This is a genomic window from Xenorhabdus sp. PB62.4, assembly GCF_014467285.1.
Taxonomy (GTDB): Bacteria; Pseudomonadota; Gammaproteobacteria; order Enterobacterales; family Enterobacteriaceae; genus Xenorhabdus.
Genome location: NZ_NKHR01000004.1, coordinates 1 through 20936 on the forward strand (window position 1 = coordinate 1; position 20936 = coordinate 20936).

At 38.7% G+C, this 20936-nt stretch carries 20 protein-coding genes, 1 tRNA gene and 2 pseudogenes; 9 read left to right on the forward strand and 14 right to left on the reverse strand.

Translation table 11 applies throughout. The features are described 5' to 3' along the window. Positions 1 to 120, forward strand: a pseudogene (locus Xenpb_RS04805) (ISAs1 family transposase); the annotation flags it as partial. Here the strand turns inward: Xenpb_RS04805 and Xenpb_RS04810 are convergent. The 6 genes from Xenpb_RS04810 to Xenpb_RS04835 all read right to left on the reverse strand — a co-directional run bounded on the left by Xenpb_RS04810 (position 85) and on the right by Xenpb_RS04835 (position 7316). Continuing rightward, the gene (locus tag Xenpb_RS04810; RefSeq protein ID WP_187653320.1) at positions 85 to 1095 is read right to left on the reverse strand and encodes an AAA family ATPase; all 1011 of its coding nucleotides are present in this window, start codon (positions 1093 to 1095) and stop codon (positions 85 to 87) included. The pseudogene Xenpb_RS04805 and the gene Xenpb_RS04810 sit on opposite strands and share 36 nt — an antisense overlap. Position 1096: 1 nt before the next feature. Beyond that, positions 1097 to 1564, reverse strand: coding sequence for a serine/threonine protein kinase (locus Xenpb_RS04815; protein ID WP_187653321.1), 468 nt, complete (start codon positions 1562 to 1564; stop codon positions 1097 to 1099). Between the two features lie 11 nt (positions 1565 to 1575). Further along, complete coding sequence (locus Xenpb_RS04820) at positions 1576 to 2484, reverse strand: hypothetical protein (protein WP_187653322.1); 909 nt, start codon at positions 2482 to 2484, stop codon at positions 1576 to 1578. A 786-nt stretch (positions 2485 to 3270) separates the two neighbouring features. Further along, on the reverse strand, positions 3271 to 5607 hold the full coding sequence (locus Xenpb_RS04825; RefSeq protein ID WP_187653511.1) for a DUF5906 domain-containing protein: 2337 nt from the start codon (positions 5605 to 5607) through the stop codon (positions 3271 to 3273). Between the two features lie 211 nt (positions 5608 to 5818). Continuing rightward, positions 5819 to 7033: an integrase arm-type DNA-binding domain-containing protein gene (locus Xenpb_RS04830; protein WP_187653323.1), complete on the reverse strand. Its 1215-nt coding sequence runs from the start codon at positions 7031 to 7033 to the stop codon at positions 5819 to 5821. 195 nt (positions 7034 to 7228) lie between these two features. Beyond that, positions 7229 to 7316 (reverse strand) — tRNA-Ser (locus Xenpb_RS04835). Between the two features lie 182 nt (positions 7317 to 7498). Between Xenpb_RS04835 and tusE the strand changes: the two genes are divergently transcribed. After that, a complete protein-coding gene (tusE, locus tag Xenpb_RS04840; protein ID WP_187653324.1) occupies positions 7499 to 7828 on the forward strand; it encodes a sulfurtransferase TusE in 330 nt (109 codons plus the stop codon). A 15-nt stretch (positions 7829 to 7843) separates the two neighbouring features. Here the strand turns inward: tusE and yccX are convergent, their stop codons facing one another. Beyond that, positions 7844 to 8122 (reverse strand): acylphosphatase, encoded by a 279-nt coding sequence (gene yccX / locus Xenpb_RS04845; protein ID WP_187653512.1) that lies wholly within the window; start codon positions 8120 to 8122, stop codon positions 7844 to 7846. A gap of 223 nt (positions 8123 to 8345) precedes the next feature. On the opposite strand from yccX, the gene hspQ reads away from it, so the two are divergent. Further along, a complete protein-coding gene (gene hspQ, locus Xenpb_RS04850) occupies positions 8346 to 8666 on the forward strand; it encodes a heat shock protein HspQ (protein ID WP_187653325.1) in 321 nt (106 codons plus the stop codon). Between the two features lie 69 nt (positions 8667 to 8735). On the opposite strand, the gene Xenpb_RS04855 is transcribed toward hspQ, so the two are convergent. Next, on the reverse strand, positions 8736 to 9149 hold the full coding sequence (locus tag Xenpb_RS04855) for a CoA-binding protein (RefSeq protein WP_187653326.1): 414 nt from the start codon (positions 9147 to 9149) through the stop codon (positions 8736 to 8738). A 155-nt stretch (positions 9150 to 9304) separates the two neighbouring features. Between Xenpb_RS04855 and mgsA the strand changes: the two genes are divergently transcribed. Next, positions 9305 to 9763 carry a methylglyoxal synthase gene (gene mgsA / locus Xenpb_RS04860; protein WP_187653327.1) on the forward strand — a complete coding sequence of 153 codons (459 nt, stop codon included), beginning with the start codon at positions 9305 to 9307 and terminating at the stop codon, positions 9761 to 9763. 71 nt (positions 9764 to 9834) lie between these two features. On the opposite strand, the gene helD is transcribed toward mgsA, so the two are convergent. Continuing rightward, on the reverse strand, positions 9835 to 11889 hold the full coding sequence (gene helD, locus Xenpb_RS04865; protein ID WP_187653328.1) for a DNA helicase IV: 2055 nt from the start codon (positions 11887 to 11889) through the stop codon (positions 9835 to 9837). 66 nt (positions 11890 to 11955) lie between these two features. On the opposite strand from helD, the gene yccS reads away from it, so the two are divergent. Further along, a complete protein-coding gene (gene yccS / locus Xenpb_RS04870; protein ID WP_187653329.1) occupies positions 11956 to 14121 on the forward strand; it encodes a YccS family putative transporter in 2166 nt (721 codons plus the stop codon). A 98-nt stretch (positions 14122 to 14219) separates the two neighbouring features. Continuing rightward, positions 14220 to 14366, forward strand: a pseudogene (locus Xenpb_RS04875) (transposase); the annotation flags it as partial. Positions 14367 to 14393: 27 nt separating this feature from the next. On the opposite strand, the gene Xenpb_RS04880 reads toward Xenpb_RS04875, so the two are convergent. The 3 genes from Xenpb_RS04880 to aac(3) form a co-directional block, all read right to left on the reverse strand. Further along, entirely contained in the window at positions 14394 to 14531 is a 138-nt protein-coding gene (locus Xenpb_RS04880) for a hypothetical protein (RefSeq protein WP_187653331.1), read from the reverse strand. A gap of 119 nt (positions 14532 to 14650) precedes the next feature. Next, positions 14651 to 14959, reverse strand: coding sequence for a type V toxin-antitoxin system endoribonuclease antitoxin GhoS (ghoS, locus tag Xenpb_RS04885; protein ID WP_187653332.1), 309 nt, complete (start codon positions 14957 to 14959; stop codon positions 14651 to 14653). 370 nt (positions 14960 to 15329) lie between these two features. After that, on the reverse strand, positions 15330 to 16169 hold the full coding sequence (aac(3), locus tag Xenpb_RS04890; RefSeq protein WP_187653333.1) for an aminoglycoside 3-N-acetyltransferase: 840 nt from the start codon (positions 16167 to 16169) through the stop codon (positions 15330 to 15332). 584 nt (positions 16170 to 16753) lie between these two features. On the opposite strand from aac(3), the gene Xenpb_RS04895 reads away from it, so the two are divergent. Beyond that, positions 16754 to 17347: a lytic polysaccharide monooxygenase gene (locus Xenpb_RS04895; RefSeq protein WP_187653334.1), complete on the forward strand. Its 594-nt coding sequence runs from the start codon at positions 16754 to 16756 to the stop codon at positions 17345 to 17347. Between the two features lie 110 nt (positions 17348 to 17457). Further along, positions 17458 to 17853, forward strand: a complete 396-nt coding sequence (locus tag Xenpb_RS04900; RefSeq protein WP_187653335.1) for a VOC family protein — start codon at positions 17458 to 17460, stop codon at positions 17851 to 17853. Between the two features lie 204 nt (positions 17854 to 18057). On the opposite strand, the gene Xenpb_RS04905 is transcribed toward Xenpb_RS04900, so the two are convergent. Beyond that, entirely contained in the window at positions 18058 to 18492 is a 435-nt protein-coding gene (locus tag Xenpb_RS04905) for a lysozyme (RefSeq protein ID WP_187653336.1), read from the reverse strand. 629 nt (positions 18493 to 19121) lie between these two features. Here Xenpb_RS04905 and Xenpb_RS20420 point away from each other — a divergent pair. Then, positions 19122 to 19463 carry a DUF6693 family protein gene (locus Xenpb_RS20420; RefSeq protein ID WP_368666800.1) on the forward strand — a complete coding sequence of 114 codons (342 nt, stop codon included), beginning with the start codon at positions 19122 to 19124 and terminating at the stop codon, positions 19461 to 19463. Positions 19464 to 19614: 151 nt separating this feature from the next. Here Xenpb_RS20420 and Xenpb_RS04910 read toward each other — a convergent pair whose 3' ends face one another. After that, entirely contained in the window at positions 19615 to 20178 is a 564-nt protein-coding gene (locus tag Xenpb_RS04910) for an Ail/Lom family outer membrane beta-barrel protein (RefSeq protein WP_187653337.1), read from the reverse strand. Positions 20179 to 20936 lie beyond the last annotated feature (758 nt).

Genomic DNA, 20936 nt, shown 5'->3' on the forward strand with positions numbered 1-20936 from the left:
TTTAATCGAATTGCATTAAATGTGATTAAACAAAATACCAGTATAAAGGACAGTCAGGCCGCTAAACGCCGAAGAGCAATGTGGTCAGCGGAATTCCGTAGTCAGCTTATATTTGATTAAACTTAATACAAAGTGGAATCCCGCCCTGACCTCTATCTGGAGTTTTTCATCATCTACAGGGCTAATGTTCTCGTTATTGATGCAATTTAACTGAGACTCTAACTTCTTACGATAATCAATTGCTGAAATAATGTAATCTTTTTCTTTCAGAATCAAATCTATTTTATATGTGTCAAATTTTACTTCAGGTTGCTCCGGAATTCCTGAAATGATAGATGATATTTTTGCTGCAACAATCTCTGCATTATGTCTTATTAGTTTCCATTTAAATGAAATGTTATCTATTTCATTTTTAATAGCACTTCTCTCCAAGATGTTATCATTGACATCCAAAGAAAGTAAAAATTCCAAAGCTCGCTTTTTAGATTCTTTTATACCAAATTGAGTTGGTATTGTGGCAAGTATTGAAGACCACCCTTTTTTTTGCTCAACAAACCATGCAGGAAAGAGAATTGATGGATATAATGGTGTGTCTTTACCATTATGATTTGGTACTTGTGGAATATGCCAATCAAGGAATTTAGAAAACCAGAAATAAAATCCTCGTTCTCTTTTAGCATCTCCCTCAAGGTGCAAAAAATAAGAACCAGTACTATCTCCATTTTCAGGACTAAACTCATTAATCGTTATGATATTATCAGGTTCAAAGCCAGCTATATTTCTCTTTAACTTTGCAAGGTGATTCCGACTATTTTTAATAGTCAACTCAACAAATGATTTAATAACACCTATTTCTTTGCCCTCCTTATTGGTCAAAGCTCTAGTTAAAGATGGAGGAAATGGTATTTTTGCCCCACCTAAACCTAGTGCCTTTTCCATTCCAAGTGCATATGCAATGGCATTCATACAAGTTGATTTACCGTGGGAGTTTTCGACACGTAGAAGAAATAGCCCACTTGAAAAAGGGATATTAATACCATATGGACCATCAACAGTATTAACCGTTATTTTAAGAGAAATTATTTCAAAAGACATATTACCCCACCTGAAATAGTTTTGTAATATTAGTTTCTGTCAAGCCTTTTTTATTTTTTTCTAGGATGGCAGATTCTTTTTTAAATACTTCCAGAGACAATAAATTCATTGAAGAATGATTACCTTTTTCGGTGAGGTTGAACTTGCTATTTTCTTGGTTGAGAAACCCCTCTGCCAATAAAAGTTCAATAGCTCTATCCAGAGTTGGATCCATTCTGATTTCTGGTTTTATGCCATCCTTATTTAAAACCCAAAACGCGAAATCGTTAGAGTTTTTCTCTGATTTAAGCAACCAATTGATAACATGTAATTTTTTTAGAGAGCACGAACCTGTTTTAGAAGCAACTAGTGTGAAAATAATTATAATTAGGCTTGCGCACCACATAGGCCTCATTTCACATGGAAGATGTTCTGGTCTTCTCGCAAATGTGAAGGGGCGTCCAATGATATCTTCTATTTTAATATTCATTTTTCACCATCTTAAAAATCCAACGGACATCTAATTAACCAGTCAGAAATAACACCCCAATTAATTTTTTCTAAATCTGACTCTTTAAGAGTTGGTATTTCTTTTTCAATATTTTCTTTCAAAACTTCCATTTGCTTTAGCATTTTCTCTCCAGGCTGCGCATTAGATAAACTCAGCATGGAAAGCCCAACCAAATTAGTTTCTCTTTGCTGTATACACTTATATACGATTTGATAGATATCAACCCAGTTCCTTTTTAATTCATCAAGAAGGTTTTGGTAATCAAGATATTTTTGTATTAAAAAGTGCCGATAACTATCTTGTACAGATTCAGACGAATTGATCTTTGGAAGTTTTAAATTTAATTTTTCGAGAAAACCGATATTTTCTTCGATGAAAGAAACTACATTTTCTATTGTGGTATCATCAATATCCAAGTTTAACTGAAAATTTCCTCTACGAAGTAGTAACCTTTCTGTAATATAATCGTTATCAGTTTGCACAAGAATCTGAAAATCATCTGCCACATAAGGCAAATTAAGCGCTCTCACTCGCAAGGATTTTTGTGTGCAATATTGTGTTAGTTTTGATGATTTACTATAAGGTGTAGCCAAAATCCATCGACTAATCTTTATATCTCCAAACAATAATTCAAGATCAGATTTATATTTTTTTGTAAACTTTAAAATATCTGTACTTATTTTCCTACGTTGTGCTTTTACTAGCTTTTCAACATCACTTGATTGTTCTGGTAAGTAACACTGAAAAACATGCCCAGATAGGGTATAACACTCGATGCCGAAATCACCATTTTGTGAATCGGGCATATCACAGCAATTAGCTGGTTTATAATGTAAACGAATAATGCTCTTAAAGTATTGCTCCCATACTTTTGGGTCGCTGTTAGGGTCAGTAAACATTCCTAATCCATAGAAATTGCTTTTCCTCAGTATAACCTCTTGTTCGATATGGAGTAAACTAGAGCCACTCACTATTCATCAATAAATATAATATGTTCTTCTTTCGCATAACACTGTACACAAACACAGTGATTGTGGCTAGCTTTTTTTATCATATTTTTTATCGCCCTATATTCCTGAGTTCAGCTCTCCGTTAGTTAATATATCAACTATGCTAACAATGTCCGTTTCTAGCACAAAGCCGCCTATCTGGTTAGGTTTCATTTAGATCATCAATAGTGCCAGATCGAGTCTCATTTGGTAATTACATTGATACAACCAGTTCGCTTTTGTCCAGAATCAGGCTAAAGGTAATTTCCAATGATTTAGATGTAGTAGTTCAACCCCATACTGACGCGCTGCACTTGTCTCCTCCGAGTTACCGGGCTAATACATTAACCCAGTAACTCGGAGATCTGAAAGATCACCTGCCAGAGAAAACATTTTTACCTACCCCCTCCCTATTAAAGAATTATGGATAAAACTGTTCACCCTGTTCACCTTTGAATAATTTTATTTAAATTCAAATTGTTAAATGGTGATGAGTTGAAATTAAACTCTTCACTACTCTTCACCCAACCGTTCACCTCCAACCAGAAAAAGGTGAACAGTGATGAATAGTTGTGAACAGTTTAAAAATAACCATTCACCCTATAATACATTGATATATATGGTTTAAATTATAGAGTGAACAGTGGTGAACACTTTTTTATATTTCTCTGAAAAATTACTGTAATCAGAGAAAAATTATTCTTCTGGCAGGCTATTCCTTGTCAATTTCGGCATCCATTCGATAGCCGTATCAAGATTCAGGCTCAGATTGCTGCGAATACCCTGTTTGCTTTTCTTGCGTAAATATTGCTGGCTGTACTCTGCCAGTGCGCCGGGCATATCCATGCCGAAACGAGTCACGGAAACAGGTTTATTCAGGTTATTGCCTTTCATATAAGCAAGATAGGCGTGATAGAGGTATTTACGAGGATTGAACGGCATAATTTCCGCATTGCCAATTAACAAACCGTCAGCTTCATGGGAAGCAATAAGATAACCGCAAAAATCGACCAGTGGATCTGTGCCGCGTTTGATATCCAGCGCCTCCGCAGATTTCTGCTGCTCTGCCAGTAAACGCCTTGCGGCTTGTGGATCAGTGAACCGATGTAACAGATGCCGGATAATTACGGGCAATTCAGCCGCAATTTTATCCCGCAGGAGTGGATCACGTTCATTTTCCGGTACGACTTCGGAAAAGTTAAAAATAACCCGACGCCGCGACACACCACCACTGCGATCACTGAAACTCATGGCATTATTATTTACTGCCAGCACTACCGCAGGAATGCGGGTTGAATAAGGTTGTTTATGCTTTGGATCAATAGCAACTTCATCGCCGCCAGTAATCGCCTTGATGCCTGAACCATCACCCACATAGCGAGTTTGGTCTGGCAGGATGATCAACGAATAGCCAACAATCAACGCCCGTTCCCGTGGGTTTTCCAGTGCGGCCATGCTTGCAGAAACAGTATTACCCTTCCCTGCCAGCATTGAACAGATTTCGGCAAAGATGCTTTTGCCACTGCCTCCTGCTCCGGTGACTTCCAGAAAAAGTTGCCAGTCATAACGGTTCGCCAACACCATAAACAGCGCCGCTAGCACTCTATATGCTTTGTTTTCACAGTTAGCTGTTACCTGATTGAGCCAGCACCAGAATTGTGGCGCATGATCTAGCAGGGTTTCCCCCGAAACAGGGGAATTGAATTCAATGTCATTGGCAAGCAATAACCAATCATTTTTACGGTGAGGCCGAAACTGGCAGACTTTCAGATCAAATACGCCATTACTAAACCCGATTAAGTGGCGTTCTGGTGGCTGCATCATGGGAAGTTGTAATTTCAGGGCATCTACGGCTGAACTAATACCATGTGGCGAATACGGTAGTTTCTCTACCATAAAAGCAGCCACCATTTCCCGCCTTAAATCACGGTCACTGACCGGACGCCAGATAATACCGTCATAGTGATGAACGGTTTCCGAAGCACCATCCAGTGCCAGATCACCGTTATAACGTGCCAGTAATACTTCCCCGCGCTGGCTGGCTCCCATCTGACAGAGTGTCAATTTTGCAGGCTCGGCATCATTATTAAACTGAATGGCTGCTTTTTTCTTGATTGATGTCGGTTGATAAAGCCCCTGAGTAAAGGCTTGTTGTGCTATTTCCACACCGTGTTGCTGGCGATAATCGTCCCAATCAGCTTTATACTCTGTAGGCGGTAACGTTACCCATCCGCTGATCGCTATGGCGGTTTTCTCTGCTGCAACCTTACCGATATTCTTTTTCAGCCTGCCGTTTTTGTCTCGTTCTTCCGGTTCGTGCCAGTCGTTATCAGCGGCAATGATGATTCTGGGGTTTGGATATTGAGCTCTAACCTGCTCGGCAACAATTAATAGGTTACTTTCATCAATCGCTGCCAGTACCACGCCTTTATGTAATTGACTGACTGTTAAAGCTGTAGCGTAACCCTCGGTAATGATGATTGTGTCCAGCGTTCCGGTAATCTCAGATACCGGGATAAAACTGCCTTTTTTCTGCGAACCGGAAATAAGGTGTTTTTCGCCGTTCGGCTTGATGATCTGTGCGCCAGTGATTGTGCCGCCCAGCGTTTGAGTAACCAGCAATAATGAACCATCTTTTAACAACCGCTGATTGGAGCATTGCAGTCCCTTTTTCACCAAATATTGAGATTTCCCCGTAACAGCAGTGGCAACCAGTGCCGTGATGCGTTCTGCGATTGGTTTAGCGCTATGATTTGGTGTGTTAGTTGGCTTGGGTTCTGGCAAAGGCAATGCAAGCGCATCTGCAATAATTTTTGCAGCGTCAAAAATTGAGATCCCTTTGGTTTTAGCCACTAAATCCAATCCATCACCATAGTTCGGAGCGTCACACTGGCGGCAATGCCAGTTGCCGTGATGGTGATCGTCGATAAAGTGGAAACGGTCAGTGCCGCCACAGACAGGGCAAGCGCCATGTTTACCCTTTGCCGGAATATCAATACCACAGGCAGGCAGCAGATTTTCCCAGTGATACATGGCGGATTTTTTTACGGTTTTGATAAGTTCGAGCGGTTTTTGTTCGTCTGTTTTATCTGAAGGTGTAAATTTAGGGTGAGTTTGGTTAGACTGTGTATCAGCCATCATCGTTACCTCGTATAACGGTTGTTGGTCAGACGCCTCAGATGTGTTGCTGCACACTGGGGCGTTGTTTTTTTATGTTACTTTTCTTAAAAAGATCGCTATATCTTTACGCCCTTTTGCCAAATTGTCCGAGCAGGACATTTTCGCCTCGTTCCAGCATATCCATATAATCGGCATACCATTGCAACATTTCCCGACGACCATCCAAATATTGAGCGTGGTTGTATGTACCTCGGATGCTGTTTTTATCGACGTGCGCAAGCTGTTTTTCAACCCATGCCGTGTTGAAGTCTTGATCGTGCAGAATGGTACTCATGGTGTGCCGGAATCCGTGACCTGTCGCCCGCCCTGAATATCCCATGCGGCGGATCATGGTATTGATTGCCATATCAGATATATGCTTTCTGTAATCTGTCCGGCTTGGGAAAACATACTGATAACTGCCGCTGATGGGCTGAATCTGCTTCAATAAATCGATAACTTGCTCTGATAATGGCACTACATGAGTACGGCGCATTTTCATTTTTGCAGCTGGAATTGTCCAAACAGCCTTATCTAAATCAATTTCTGACCACTCAGCTTTGCGGAGTTCTCCCGGACGAACGCCGGTTAATATCAGCATTCGCAAAGCCGTTCTGACTATCTGGCTTCCCATATATTTATCAATGGAACGGAGAAATTCAGGTAATTCATCTACTGAAAGATGAGCGTAGTGTTCGCGTTGATGAGGGATAAAAGCACTCGCTAAATCTGGTGCTGGATTGTATTCTGCCCTGCCAGTAATAATTGCATATGTCCAAACTTCACCACAACGTTGGCGGACTTTCTTTAATTTATCGGTGACACCTCTTTTTTCCATAATAGAAAGGGGGTCTAATAATTCGAGGGGTTTTATTTCAGCAATCGGGCGATGACCAATATAAGGAAAAACATCTTTTTCGAAAGCGTCCATCATATCTTCACGATAACCAACAGACCACCGGTCTTTTCTTCCCTCGTACCATTCACGCGTAATGCTTTCAAAGGTGTTACTGATTTCTCCCTGAGCCGCCAGTTTCTTTTGTTTTTTATCTTGGTTGGGATCAATACCTTCGGCTATCAGTTTCTTGGCTTCATCACGTTTTCTTCTGGCCTCTGCCAGAGTGATAAGTGGAAAAGTGCCAATGGCGAGTAATTTTTCTTTTCCTGCAATGCGGTATTTCAGTCGCCAGTATTTAGAACCGGTTGTCTTTACCAGCAGGTATAAACCGCCGCCATCTGATAGCTTAAAATCTTTATCTTGGGGTTTTACTGTTTCAACTTGTCGGGCTGTTAGTTTCATATTTCTAGCATCCTTGCCCCCTCACAGTAATGGGGGTATTTTTTTAGGGGGTACAGAAAGTTACCCCTATATATACCCCCCTGACTGGGGTACATTGCAATAGATGCCAGTAGACATTAATAGAGCGTTATTTGGGAGTTTTCGTTGATTTTACAGGGAAAAGTAGACTTTAAGAGATGCTGCTAGAAGTGTAGATGGCGGAGGAGGAGAGATTCGAACTCTCGGATGGTTTCCCATCGGCGGTTTTCAAGACCGCTGCCTTCAGCCGCTCGGCCACCCCTCCGCGATGTCGAGCACTATAAACATCACTGTTCTCAATGTAAAGCATTTATCTGTTCAACTGCCGTCAATTTATTCATATTACTATCTGTTGGTCTATTTATTCAGCATATTTGGCAATCTTTCTTGGGAATAGTGGTGATTTTTGCTAAATTGCAGCCATCGTAATTGGATGGTTAAAAAATTATGTTGATATTTGAAGATCGTGAAATCGAAACTGATGCGCAGGGTTATCTAAAAAATAGCAGTGACTGGCAAGAAGCCATGGCTCCTATTCTTGCAGAACAGGAAGCAATCACTCTAACCGAACAGCACTGGGAAGTGATTCGTTTTGTGCGTGAATTCTATGAGGAATTTAATACTTCTCCCGCTATTCGTATGCTAGTTAAGGCAATCTCTCAAAAATATGGTGAGGAAAAAGGGAACAGCCGTTACCTTTATCGACTATTCCCCAAAGGGCCGGCAAAACAAGCAACAAAAATTGCGGGCCTTCCGAAACCAGTCAAGTGTATTTGATCTCTTCATCCGTCGTTAATGGCGGATTCTAAAATCAGTCATCTCTTCGACTTCACAAAATTGTGACTCGAAATGTTCGATCTTGGCACCCGGTGGCCCTCCCTGTTCCAGCCAATGCGTTAACATTTTGATTTGCGTGTCATCACCACAAGCAACAATTTTAACGCTGCCATCATTCATATTACGAACATATCCCACCAGCTTATTTTTCTTTGCCCAATGGTACGTTTGATAACGGAATCCAACGCCCTGTACCCGGCCGTAAACATAAATAATAATGTTGTATTTGGTCATCATTACGTCCCTCCCAAAGAGATAGTAAGAACTTTGAAACGTCAAACCCACTTTTGGTATTGTATTTTATATACGCAACAGCTAACCTGAAATTATGGGGTGGCGATCACATGCCATCTTAGTTTCAAAAATCATGCAAAAATTCCGGCTACCGGGTATGCACTTGAAATTTACCTTACTGCCCTTATATAAGAGTCATTGCAAGGTTTCTTTGGAGGTGACTATGATGATCGCCAGCAAATTCGGTATCGGCCAGCAAGTACGACATAGGCTGCTGGGTTATTTGGGTGTTGTTGTAGATATTGATGCTGAATATTCTTTAGAACAGCCGCAGGAAAATGATATTGCATCTAATGCTACCTTACGTTCAGCGCCGTGGTACCACGTTGTGATGGAAGGTGATGATGGGCAACCCGTCCATACTTATCTGGCAGAAGCTCAATTGACTTATGAAATATCAGATGATCACCCAGAACAACCTTCCATGGATGAGTTGGCCGAGTCAATCCGCAATCAATTACAAGCCCCACGACTACGAAATTAAACGCTCTTACTTACCCTTGTTTAAACCATTCCAATAAGGTGGTGCATAATAAAACGCTCACCACCTTATTTATTTCTCCATACCCAAGCGCGGGATTTCAATTTTAGGGCAACAATCCATCACAACATCCAATCCCTCGTGTTCTGCCAGTGATTTTGCTTCTTCATTGATGATGTCTTTCTGTAGCCAAAGCACTTTTGCACCAATAGAGATTGCCTCTTCAGCCACGCCGTAAGCCGCTGTCGCATTACGGAATACATCAACCATATCCACTGGTTGATCAATATCTGCTAATTGACTTACAACAGGCTGCCCCAACAAAGTTTTCCCTGCCAATTTAGGGCTGACAGGAATGACTTTATATCCCTGATTCAGTAAGTATTTCATTACCTTATAGCTTGGACGCTCTGGTTTATCACTCGCACCTACCAACGCTATAGTTCTGACCTTTTTCAGTATAGCCACTATATATTGATCATTCATTTAGCCCCCTATATTACCTTTAGTCGTTACTCCATGACTCAACAGCTACTTTCATTCGGTTTATCTGCTACAGTATTTATGATAATCACGGTTGTTTTTTATTATCTTGCCATTTTAAAAAATGGTAAATAATTTATTCATATAAAGGTATCACCATGGAATCAACGGTTCGCACCTTGGCAAAATCAAAAAATATCGCCCTTGTCGCACATGACCACTGTAAAAAAGCCCTGCTAGACTGGGCCAATACACATAAGTCTTTATTAAACAGGCATACACTGTATGCGACAGGAACAACAGGGCATTTAATTCAGCAAAAGACGGGACTCACTGTTACAACTATGCTGAGTGGGCCAATGGGAGGTGATCAACAAATTGGAGCCCTAATTTCTGAAGGAAAAATCGATGTTTTGATTTTCTTGTGGGATCCTTTGAATGCAGTTCCACATGATCCTGATGTTAAAGCTCTGCTACGTTTAGCCACTGTTTGGAATATTCCCGTTGCTACCAACCTCTCAACTGCCGATTTTCTTATCAACTCCGCGCTTTTTTCAGAAGAAGTCGATATCAATGTACCAGATTATCAACGCTATCTTAATGAAAGACTCCAATAATCAGAACGGAAATGGGAGAGCCAAACTCTCCCCCATTTTTTAATCTTATTTTTTCTGATGTTGATACGGTCTTAAGGTTTACGCTGAGTGGATACGCCTAATTGCAACAATTGATGAATGAATATCGATGGGTTTTTCGGTTCCTGCATCAACCAAACCTGTTTTTTTGCCCGTGTCAGTGCAACATATAAAAGACGGCGTTCTTCCGCATCAGGAAAATCTTCAGGTTGTGGTAATAAAACTTGCTCTATCACAGATTCCCTCGCAGGTGCCGGAAAACCATCTTTTCCCTGATGCAATCCCAGGATAATGACATATTCCGCTTGTTGCCCTTTAGACGTATGAATTGTCATAAATTCAATCTGCAAATTTGGCCAGCGAGTTGGTGCTTTTTTCAATAGTTCTGGCTTGAGATGGTAATAGCGTGCCAATAATAAGATGGTTTCCTGCTTGGTAACATAACCGCTCATTTTATTAAGCAATGCTTCCAACTGCTCTTCCGGCAAAATCACAACCGATTTTTTATTGCCTTTTATCAAGCTATTGAACGGATTAGCTAATTGATGGGGGTTTTGTTGCACAAATCGGTTGGCTATTTCACTGATACGATCATTGAAACGATAAGTCGTATCTAACGTGCATTTTGTACCATCACCAAAATAAGTTGGAAAAGCTGTCATTAAAGTTAATTCTGCACCACTAAGACGATAAATTGCTTGCAAGTCATCTCCCACAGCGAATAGATGGCTTTGTTTATTTTGCGCCTTCAGCGCTGTCAATAATTTGGCCTTCAGCGGTGAAATATCCTGGAATTCATCAATCAGAATATGTTTCCATGGGCTGATAAATTGCCCTTTTTGTAAAATGTTTACAGCCTGATGGATTAAACCAGAAAAATCGATTGCGCCTTCAGATTTCAGTGCCGATTTCCAGGCCTTCAACAAAGGAGCCATAAGGCGTATACGTTTCTGAAATAGATCAGCATAAGCAGCAGGTGCCTGTTCAATCATCTCTTTCTGACTGCCGCCATGCCTACGCATTAATTCCAGCCAGCGTTCCAGACGAACAGATAAGCTATCTGTTAATTGGTTATCGTGCCAATATTCACCTTCTGGTAATTGCCAATCCAGTTCTTCATCTAACCATTCCCGCCAACCTTTCGCTTGTGCTTTTTTTTCTCCACACTGCTTTTGCCATTCCTGAATGAGAAAATTACGACGCTTCTGAGCATCAATTTCCAGTTCACTAATTTTGGTTTCTTTATTGCTCCCTTGCTGAATAATATGCAGTGCCAAAGTATGAAATGTTTTTGCTTTTACCTCTTTTGTTCCCAAGCGCGCCTGAATACGTTCACTCATTTGACCAGCAGCCTGACGATCAAAAGCCAACAACAAAATCTGTTCGGGAAGAGCTTGTTGACGCAATAACAACCACCTAGTACGCGCCATCAAAACAGCGGTTTTTCCGCTCCCCGCACCGCCTAAGACTAAAATATTTTTCTCACCATTAATAACCGCCTGACACTGAGAACGATCAAGTGGCGAAGTTTCTATGGTTCGGAAAAATTCCTCATGTTGCGCCAAAACACGATCCATCCAACGCTGGTTCATAGTCTGAATTGTTTTTTCACCCTCATACAACCAATCCAAACAAATCTGATAATCATCACGGCAGTTCTCAAATTGGGTGATTCGCTGTAATGGAAGAGGTAGTGACTGGAATGTTTCTTGGATTTGTTGCTGCAATGAAGTTAATTCTGCAATTTTCAACCAGCGATCTTGTTGGCCGATTTTATTAATTTCATTCACTTGAGCAGCCAATACTTCCGCACTGACATCGCTCATATCGAGACTCCATTTTTGCCATTCCTTTAATAAGTAATGGTAAAAATGTTGTGTTTGCTGCCATTCAGTACCATGCAGGCGAACTACTTTTCCCTCAGGTAATTCAAATTCCAGTTCCCCCCAGACAATCCCTCGCTTACACTGAATGCCAATCAATTGATTAAATGGAATAAGGTACTGGTGCTTATCACCACTGACTTCAATGCCAGCATTAAGCAGACGCACCCTGTTATAAGGATGTTGGGCGAGTCGTTGCCCAATTTGCGTTGATTTGAGTTCCATTGTCGTGGCACCGTACCTGAAAATTGTTGAACTACTTCATCACGTAAATGTTGTTAGGGGTATTTTGTGCTAACGGTTTTATCCAGCTCCCGCCATTTTCTGTATAACAGTCATGTCCTCTATTATATCCGTATATTCATTGCACTGACAGGAACTACCCTGATTCCCTGGCTATTAGGAGAAGAACTTAAAATAACCATTCCTTTGCTGCTAGGTGTCGTTGCGGCGGCATTAACAGATTTGGATGATCGTTTGGTTGGTCGTTTGCGTAATCTTATTATTACGCTGGTCTCTTTCTTTGCCGCTTCCACTTCGATTACATTGCTATTTCCTTATCCATGGTTTTTTATGCTCGGGCTGGCAATATCAACCTGCGGCTTTATTCTGTTGGGTGCTTTGGGACAGCGCTACGCTACTATTGCCTTTGGTGCTTTACTGATAGCGATTTATACCATGCTTGGCTCACCTATATTTCCTGTTTGGTATCAACAGCCTGTATTACTGCTCATTGGTGCCATCTGGTATAACTTGCTGACATTAACCGGCCACTTATTATTTCCAATTCGCCCTTTGCAAGAAAACCTGGCACGTTGTTACCAGCAGCTTTCAACCTATCTTTATGCCAAAACAAGTTTGTTTGATCCTGATTCTGAAGCTGAAGAATATAAGCAAGCTGTGTTTGATATTGCCATGGCAAACAGCACATTAGTCACGACACTGAATCAAGCTAAGATCTCTTTATTAAGTCGCTTGAAAGGCGACAGAGGGCAGCGAGGAACGCGCCATACTTTGCATTATTATTTTGTTGCACAAGATATCCATGAGCGAGCCAGTTCATCCCATGTTCAGTATCAAAAACTGAGAGAAATTTTTCGTCACAGCGATATTCTGTTTCGTATTCAAAGGCTACTTTCTATGCAAGCACGAGCATGCGAGCAGATTTCGCGATCTATTATCTTACGTAAGCAATATCAACATAATCCACGTTTTGAAAGTGCGTTCAGTTATCTTGAAAGCTCCCTTGAGCGCTTAAAAAACCAGCAAGGTACTAATTCCAAAATAATGGCATTTGATAATCTGCTGAAAAACTTACGTGCGATTGATGCCCAATTAGCAGGGCTTGGTTCGGATCAATACCTTCTTTCCCAAAATATTTCCCAAAATGCCCAACAAGAAGAGACACGCTTATCCGGTGAAGATTTAACAGGTTGGCGTGATATATGGTTCAGGATCAGCCGTAATTTGACACCAAAATCAGCTCTCTTTCGCCATGCGGTTCGAATGTCTGTCCTGCTATGTACTGGCTATGCCATTATTCAACTATTTGATTTACAGCGTGGTTATTGGATCTTACTAACGAGTTTATTTGTCTGCCAACCTAACTATAGTGCCACTCGCCGACGTCTGGCTTTACGTGTCATTGGCACATTGGCGGGAATTTTGATTGGCCTACCAATTCTCTATTTTGTGCCCTCTATTGAAGGGCAACTGGTGTTAATTGTCATATCTGGAGTACTGTTCTTCGCTTTTCGCAATAGCCAATATGCACATGCAACGCTATTCATTACTCTTCTGGTTTTACTGAGTTTCAATTTATTAGGTGAAGGCTTTGAAATCGCATTACCCAGAATTATCGACACATTGATAGGTTGTGGCATTGCCTTACTTGCTGTCAGTTTCATCTGGCCAGACTGGAAATTTCGCCAATTGCCTCAAGTGATTAACCGAACAATGGTTGCTAATTGCCGTTATCTTAATGCTATTTTAATGCAGTACCATCAAGGAAAGAGCAACTGTCTGGATTACCGCATCGCTCGCCGTGATGCTCATAATTGTGATGCTGAATTAGCATCGGTGATCTCTAATATGGCATCAGAGCCAAAAAGTTACCGCATTTCTCAGGAAGCCGCTTTTCGTTTATTGTGCCTTAACCATACGATGCTGAGCTATATTTCTGCATTGGGGGCCCATCGTGACAAGCTCAATGATCCAGAAATTCTGGATATTCTTAATGATGCTATCTGTTCCGTTGAATCGGCATTAAAACAAGGCTGGGTTAATGATAAAACACTACAAACCATTGCAAATAACTTGGCAGATAAAATCAATCTGGTGCCTTCTGAAAGTAACAATAAAGTTCAACTCGTGTTACAACAAATAGGATTACTCATTGAGCTATTACCTGAAATTGTTTGTTTAACAAAAAAAATTGGTGAACAAGAGCCACACTAAAAAATTATCTTATAGGGGCATTTAGCCCCTAACAATATAGCAGAATCAAAATAATATGGCCTAATATCTGAATTCTAATGACAAGGCAGAGTAATAAGATGGGTTACCGTTTAGATTTCCGAAAGAAAGTACTGGCATACAAAGACAAGCATTCGTTGACTTTCGAACAAACGAATGCCCACTTTGATATCATTCGCACCCTGTTTCGGCGGAGTCACAAGATAGAACCTTGCGTGACTCGTGATTAAACCTGATTAAGCGTAATCAGATATTCAGCCACGTAATGGCCAGTTATGCAAGGTAGCTTCCGATATGCCTTCCAGTTGTGCAACTGCGGCTACCGTCATATTGTAAAGAGAAAGCAATTTAGCCAGTGCTGCGGATTTACGTTCTGGTGAAATTCGTATCATGGTGATTGATCTCTACCGCCCCATGAATATTTTTAATGACGGTGACAACAATCCTGACAGAGAGGGTAAATCCGGCCTCCAAACTATTTGTTGGAGAACCGGCTTACTAAAAAATAATATTATGATTCAGATGATAATGCAGATACAGAAGCTGAATAAAGGTAAGCAGACCATTCGCTATACTGGCAAACAAACACAGAAACAGCTTTTGATGATAATGGGTTTGCTAATTTCCTGACTTTTTCTCTGATCTCTGAAGCGGAGTTTAACGAGCTTCCAACATAAGTCCCTGTAGGCAGAGCCATTACTTCACCATTGGCATAAGTAATTGTTCCCCTAAAATCAATTAACCCCATTAATTCATGAAGTGAATTGTGCTCCCTTGAGCCTGCACCAAAAAGCTCTACACGAACCAGATAAGTAGCCATATACAGTCCTCTCTTTTATTTAAGAAATAACCAAAACTTCTACTTTTTTGATTACAGAAAGTTATAGCCACATTCCGCCCTTTCCAAGAGTGTTGTGGTTAATGGTGAATTTAGCAGGCATTAATATGGTCACGCCATATCAATAAATCACAGTGATTTGAGAAAATAGCCACATTAACTAAGATGGTGTTAATGAAGCCGAAGTTTAGTGGTCATTTTGATAATATATTTTCCACTCTTAGAATATTTACTTCACCAACTGAGAAAAGAAAAAACAATCAATCCATGAAGATTTTCTATGATAACAAAATAATACTTCTCTATTAATCATTCCTCTAATACTATATCCAATCTAACGATATAACAGGAACTACGATAATGCCAAAAATGACTTTTTATGATAATCTTCCATCCAGCGGATTGCATAATCCAGTATTTCTTTAGCAGGAACAAGTAGTGTATTAGCAGAACCAATAACACCTTTAATCGATTCTGAATGGGAATGACAAAATTGCTCAACAATATCTTTGAAATAGCCTTCAGGAAATAATTCACAAACCGGATCTACTGTGTCAAATTCTTCTAGTTTAACCCATTCTACATAACCATTTTGAAACAGAGGGATTTCCATTTTACGAATATGTTTATTTGGAATATTTGCCAAGTGTTCAGCATGATGTAATAAACTCATTGTTTCATATGGAGCACCAATCATAAGAATCTTCCCCTGACAGGCTACAAATTTCGCAAATGGTGAATTATTACCATATCCATAATTTATTGAATGGTTCTCTACGAAGTGGTTGGCATCATTTCCAATAGCAACTACAGATGCGCCAGGATTTTGGCTTCGAACTGCTCCTCTTGTTGTTCTAACACTCTCAGCAAATACGCCATGATCTCTGCTTGCTCGTGAAAATAATGGGTCATACGGCATAATTTCAGTTTTTAGTTCAAGCGGCACACAGCCATTTTCATCCATACTATCTTCGTAATTTTGTTCCCAGTTTGTATAACATAATAATGTCCCTTTCTCCCCTATAGCAGTTAAAATCGCCTGAATAAGATCATCTGCACCATTTAAACAATACCCGACAGAGCGCATAGAAACGTGGGACATAACAACATCACCCGGTTTTATACCCATCTTTAGGATCTGTTCAACGAGTGCCGATTTAGTCCAATATTTATCTTCACCTATTTTGATCATACTTTTGCCTTATATTTTAGATGAAACCAGTTAAACTAATAATGTTTGGTGAATTCGCATCATAAAAATTTTTTATACATCATGATTATTTTTTACTTACGTCAGTTAAAACATCCCTCTAATCTATTCTTTAAAATCTAAATCCATTTCCAATAATTATATACCCTAAAGGTATCATTACTACCTTTTGTTTAAGGTTGGTTTATTGCATATTTTACCATTTAAGTCTACTTTATTTACGTGTACTGAATGCCCTACTTGTTTAGTACACCCTCATTTGCTTCTTATTTCGCTCTTTCCCTCCCTAATACAGGGAGGGGTTTTTCTTGCTCGATGCTTCACCCCAATAATATTTAACCTATCGGTATAATCCCATCAGCCCAACAACCAACATTTTCTTAAGAAGATATTTCTATCACACCCTTATCATAAATTAAGAATTTATAATTGACTAATTTTGTTATAAATATATTTATGCCTTTCCATAAGACATGAATTAAATTTCATACATACCGATTAATATTATAACAATAATTAAAGTTACTTGTTTTACAGTCAAGTACGGAAAAAATAGGAACTCCATCATGAACATTAAAAAGTCATTACTTTTAGTGGGACTGACCGCTGTTAGTACAATCCCATTCTTTAGTATTGCCGAACCTTCCTCTCGTCATGGATATATCGATACACCACCAAGCAGAGCGCTTCTATGCTCTAAACGCGTTAACAAAGAGTGTGGTCCCATCATGTATGAGCCACAATCTGTTGAAGGCGTCAAAGGTTTTCCACAAGGCGGTCCACCTGATGGACAAATTGCCAGTGGTGGCGTTGGTCAGTTCCATCAACTCAATGAGCAAAGTGCTGATCGCTGGCATCATGTCAATCTCAATAAAGGTCTTAATGAGTTTATATGGGTATTAACAGCCCGGCATAGCTCCACTTCATGGCAATATTTCATTACTAAACCTGATTGGGACCCAAATAAGCCACTAACTCGCGCACAGTTTGATTTAAAACCCTTCTGTGAGCGTTTTGATGGTGGAAAAAGACCTGCCGAAAAAGTCAAGATAACCTGTAATGTTCCAGAACGCTCAGGATATCATGTTATTCTCGGTACATGGACAATTGACGACACCAATAACGCTTTCTATCAAGTTATTGATGCTGACATTAAATAATATTTTTAAATTAAAAAGTGCTGGGCAATAACCAGCACTTTTATCTAAAAAAACAAAATATTTTCAGGTAATATTTATTTTCCAACTCAACCCTACTCTTTTAAAAAAATATGAAAAAGTCAACTATTCTTAGAATTGCCAGACCAACAGATAACCTTGTTGAAATTGCGGATATGTATTGTCAAGGTTTAAATTTCACCATATTGGGTGAATTCAAAGATCATGATGGTTTTGATGGTATTATGTTAGGGCATCCCAATCATTCTTGGCATCTGGAATTCACGCATCATCACAATACATATGTTGGAAAAGTACCAACGAAAGATAATTTATTAGCATTTTATATTGAAAATGAACTTGAATGGCAAGCACAAATAAAATCAATGCAAGAAGCCGGTTTTATTCTCGTGCCTTCTTATAATCCTTATTGGGATAAGAATGGAAAGACATTTGAAGATATTGATGGCTATCGCGTTGTATTACAAAATAGTGCTTCAGAAGTTTAAGCATTTTCATAGTTAATTTAATGCTAAAAAATTATTTATTTTAATATTAATCGCTTATCCCTAACCGGTTTCAAGTTGCATTGTGATGGTAAGGAAACAAATCCCCAGCAGCATAACTAACTATGTGGCTGAGGTAAGTGAGCGAATCCAACAAAAATGCAACTTGGAAGATGACGGATATATAGCATTTTAAGTTTACATCTGCTATGAGAGAAATGTTTGTTGTTCTGACTCTCTTCTACGGAGTAGATCCGGTATTTTTCGTCCATCAGCCCGATCCCATTTTAAAAACTCTCTGGCGGCTCCTTGGTAATCACCGGCATTCAATTTTTTCAACAACGTTGAATGGGTAAAATTACCAATCCCCAGATTGAAAATAAACGAGCATAAAGCATCAAATTGCCCCTGTGTTAGAGATACTTTAACTAATCGATGGATAGCATCATAAATCGGAAGTAGATCTTGATACAAAAATGCTTCTGCTTGTTGTGCGGTAATCACTTGTCCAGGTTTGACTCCCTTTGTATGACCATATCCAATTGTCCACGGTTCGGCTCCAGTGACGGGATCTGAATATGCTTTCAATTTCAATCCTTCATAGCTTTTCAGTTTATTAATACCATTTTCACTGATCTCCATTCATTTTCTCCGCTTGCTAGGTCGAGCATCGAACATCAAGCCAAGATTAGTATAAAAAACAACCTAAACGTAAAGTATAGACTAATAAAAAATCAGTTAAGGCGCGATAGTAACCAAATTATCGCATTTTCACAAAGCACCAATAGAAAAAATATACATAAATTTCAAACAGATAATTTGATTTGCAAATTTTTTTTAAATTTTAAAAAAATAATTTAATAAATATCTTGACTCTTTTTGTTTTGAGCATAAAATCTTCCCCAGAATTTAGATTTTCGTGAAGTAAATCACAATTTATAACCCTCAAAGGACATCATCATGAAATCTGTAAAATCTTTCCTCTCAAACGTACACTGCGTTGTTATTCGCTTATCAGCAACTCGCTTTATGTAAGCACTCACCTTATATAACGCACTGTACAGACAGAGATAAGCCAGCTATTCATAAAACTGGCTTTTTTATCGCCTGTTAAGATCTAATGTAAATATTTGCCATTCCATATCGCTATCCATTCTTTTTTAATTGAACTATCATTCCGAGAAGTTTGTCTTACAAAGACCATAATTATTATTTCTATAGCGACCAGCTTTCAGAATTCACTTTAATACTGAGATAATTTTATGAATTTAATGGATTTTCGTAGTTTGAAGTTAAAATCAGAATTGGGAATACTTGAGATTTTCTTACACCTTATCATCTGGTTTCTGATTATATTACTTACCGTGGGATTAGGTGCCTTTGTATTTCCTTACTATATGACTCGTTTTATCATTAGCAAAACGCATGTTATTGACAGAGATAGCGGGAAAATTATCGGTAAGTTAGATTGTGATATCAACTTAGTTCAAATACTGGGTTACGTCATCATTTGGGCTATTCTCTCTTTTATTACATTTGGGCTTTTATATTTTGTATACCTTTACAAAATCATCATGCATTGCATTAATCATACACGAGTAATTTCTGAATAGATCGTGGTTGAATACATAATAAAAAGCCTGAACCTTATTAAACAAAGAGTTCAGGCGAAATGATCATTCATACAATGATCGCCAATAGATAAATTAGTTTAAAAAATAAGCGATATATAAAGAGACATAACGAATATGGGTAAATGAAAATTTAGAAACGATAACCTACACCCAATACCCAAGTTCCAAGCTTGGCTTCTTTTAAATTTGCATATGAATATGAAGCATCAATAGCCCAGCCAGGAGTAGGGTTAAATTGTAAACCAGCGCCGTAAGATAATGCGGTTTTTTTATGAATATCTTTATCTCCTGATGCAGAAAAACCAGCTTCACTGCGAACCGCACCGATCAGACCATATGCACTGATATAATCGTTAAAACGGTAGGTTGGCCCAGCCATCAGAGATGTATTTTTCCACCTGAATTTTGATGATGAACCAAAATAATTATACTCATGTACATATTGGGTATAAGTTAATGAACCGATAACACCGAGTTTTTCATTAAACTCATAACGATATTTTAGATTTAAACCATACTGGTTTGTACTTAATTTCTCATCATTATGGTAGATTTCCTTACCATTATTCAGTGATGCGTTACTCTGGGCATACCCTAAAGAAATAGTACTTTTACCACTATTGCTTGCGCAGGCATTAAAAGTAAGTATAGATAATCCCACAGCGATAGAAGCTGTTAATAATGTTGTTTTCATAAATAAAAATTCTCTGTCATTTACGTTTGATGTATTCGTCTTACCAAGAAAAGCTTTCGGAATATACAGATCTTATATCAGGAATTCAACTATAAGCGGAAGAACATCAATTTATTCTCAAAAATTACACCAATAAAATCACAACGATGAAAAATTTTATTTAAATTCAAATTATTACATAGAAAAACACCTGTTTTAGAGTCCAAAAATCACCTATAAATTCATATAAATCAAAGCACGCAATTTATAAAAACATTTATTTATCAAACAATTAATAAAAAACAATTCATTTATAATATTAGGATATTTCCTAGTATTAAAATAATACAATATGTAATTAGTTAACACTTTGCCCTTTAATAATTTTTAATTATAAATAAAAGCAATGTATCATCAAAATAAATAAATCAATTGATTATCCATTTTTTCAGTTTTCAATCAGAAAAAATTTATTGATGAGTAATCATTGAATAGATTCTCAAGGAATCTGAACGAATAATCTGGCAACCATATCATAAGCTTTTATTCTCATATGAGAATTTATTATTTCTATACAATGATCTTCAAGTTGCAACCAATAAGGTAGCAACTTGAAAGAGAAAAGTGTATTCAGCTAACGCTTAATTCCTTATAAGTTAATAAGATAAATTATCTGCATTACTGTTATAATCAATAACCCGATAACCCGATTTTCCACCTGTTCTTATGAAATCGAAGATAACACTTTCTGAGCCTGAACGAATTACATTGCAACAACT

Excerpts from the sequence above, each read along its gene's own strand:
- Xenpb_RS04810 (WP_187653320.1), bottom strand. The coding sequence starts at position 1,095 with ATGTCTTTTGAAATAATTTCTCTTAAAATAACGGTTAATACTGTTGAT.
- Xenpb_RS04815 (WP_187653321.1), bottom strand. The coding sequence starts at position 1,564 with ATGAATATTAAAATAGAAGATATCATTGGACGCCCCTTCACATTTGCG.
- Xenpb_RS04820 (WP_187653322.1), bottom strand. The coding sequence starts at position 2,484 with ATGTTTACTGACCCTAACAGCGACCCAAAAGTATGGGAGCAATACTTT.
- Xenpb_RS04825 (WP_187653511.1), bottom strand. The coding sequence starts at position 5,607 with ATGTATCACTGGGAAAATCTGCTGCCTGCCTGTGGTATTGATATTCCG.
- Xenpb_RS04830 (WP_187653323.1), bottom strand. The coding sequence starts at position 7,033 with ATGAAACTAACAGCCCGACAAGTTGAAACAGTAAAACCCCAAGATAAA.
- tusE (WP_187653324.1), top strand. The coding sequence starts at position 7,499 with ATGTTGATATTTGAAGATCGTGAAATCGAAACTGATGCGCAGGGTTAT.
- yccX (WP_187653512.1), bottom strand. The coding sequence starts at position 8,122 with ATGACCAAATACAACATTATTATTTATGTTTACGGCCGGGTACAGGGC.
- hspQ (WP_187653325.1), top strand. The coding sequence starts at position 8,346 with ATGATGATCGCCAGCAAATTCGGTATCGGCCAGCAAGTACGACATAGG.
- Xenpb_RS04855 (WP_187653326.1), bottom strand. The coding sequence starts at position 9,149 with ATGAATGATCAATATATAGTGGCTATACTGAAAAAGGTCAGAACTATA.
- mgsA (WP_187653327.1), top strand. The coding sequence starts at position 9,305 with ATGGAATCAACGGTTCGCACCTTGGCAAAATCAAAAAATATCGCCCTT.
- helD (WP_187653328.1), bottom strand. The coding sequence starts at position 11,889 with ATGGAACTCAAATCAACGCAAATTGGGCAACGACTCGCCCAACATCCT.
- Xenpb_RS04880 (WP_187653331.1), bottom strand. The coding sequence starts at position 14,531 with ATGATACGAATTTCACCAGAACGTAAATCCGCAGCACTGGCTAAATTG.
- ghoS (WP_187653332.1), bottom strand. The coding sequence starts at position 14,959 with ATGGCTACTTATCTGGTTCGTGTAGAGCTTTTTGGTGCAGGCTCAAGG.
- Xenpb_RS04895 (WP_187653334.1), top strand. The coding sequence starts at position 16,754 with ATGAACATTAAAAAGTCATTACTTTTAGTGGGACTGACCGCTGTTAGT.
- Xenpb_RS04900 (WP_187653335.1), top strand. The coding sequence starts at position 17,458 with ATGAAAAAGTCAACTATTCTTAGAATTGCCAGACCAACAGATAACCTT.
- Xenpb_RS04905 (WP_187653336.1), bottom strand. The coding sequence starts at position 18,492 with ATGGAGATCAGTGAAAATGGTATTAATAAACTGAAAAGCTATGAAGGA.
- Xenpb_RS20420 (WP_368666800.1), top strand. The coding sequence starts at position 19,122 with ATGGATTTTCGTAGTTTGAAGTTAAAATCAGAATTGGGAATACTTGAG.
- Xenpb_RS04910 (WP_187653337.1), bottom strand. The coding sequence starts at position 20,178 with ATGAAAACAACATTATTAACAGCTTCTATCGCTGTGGGATTATCTATA.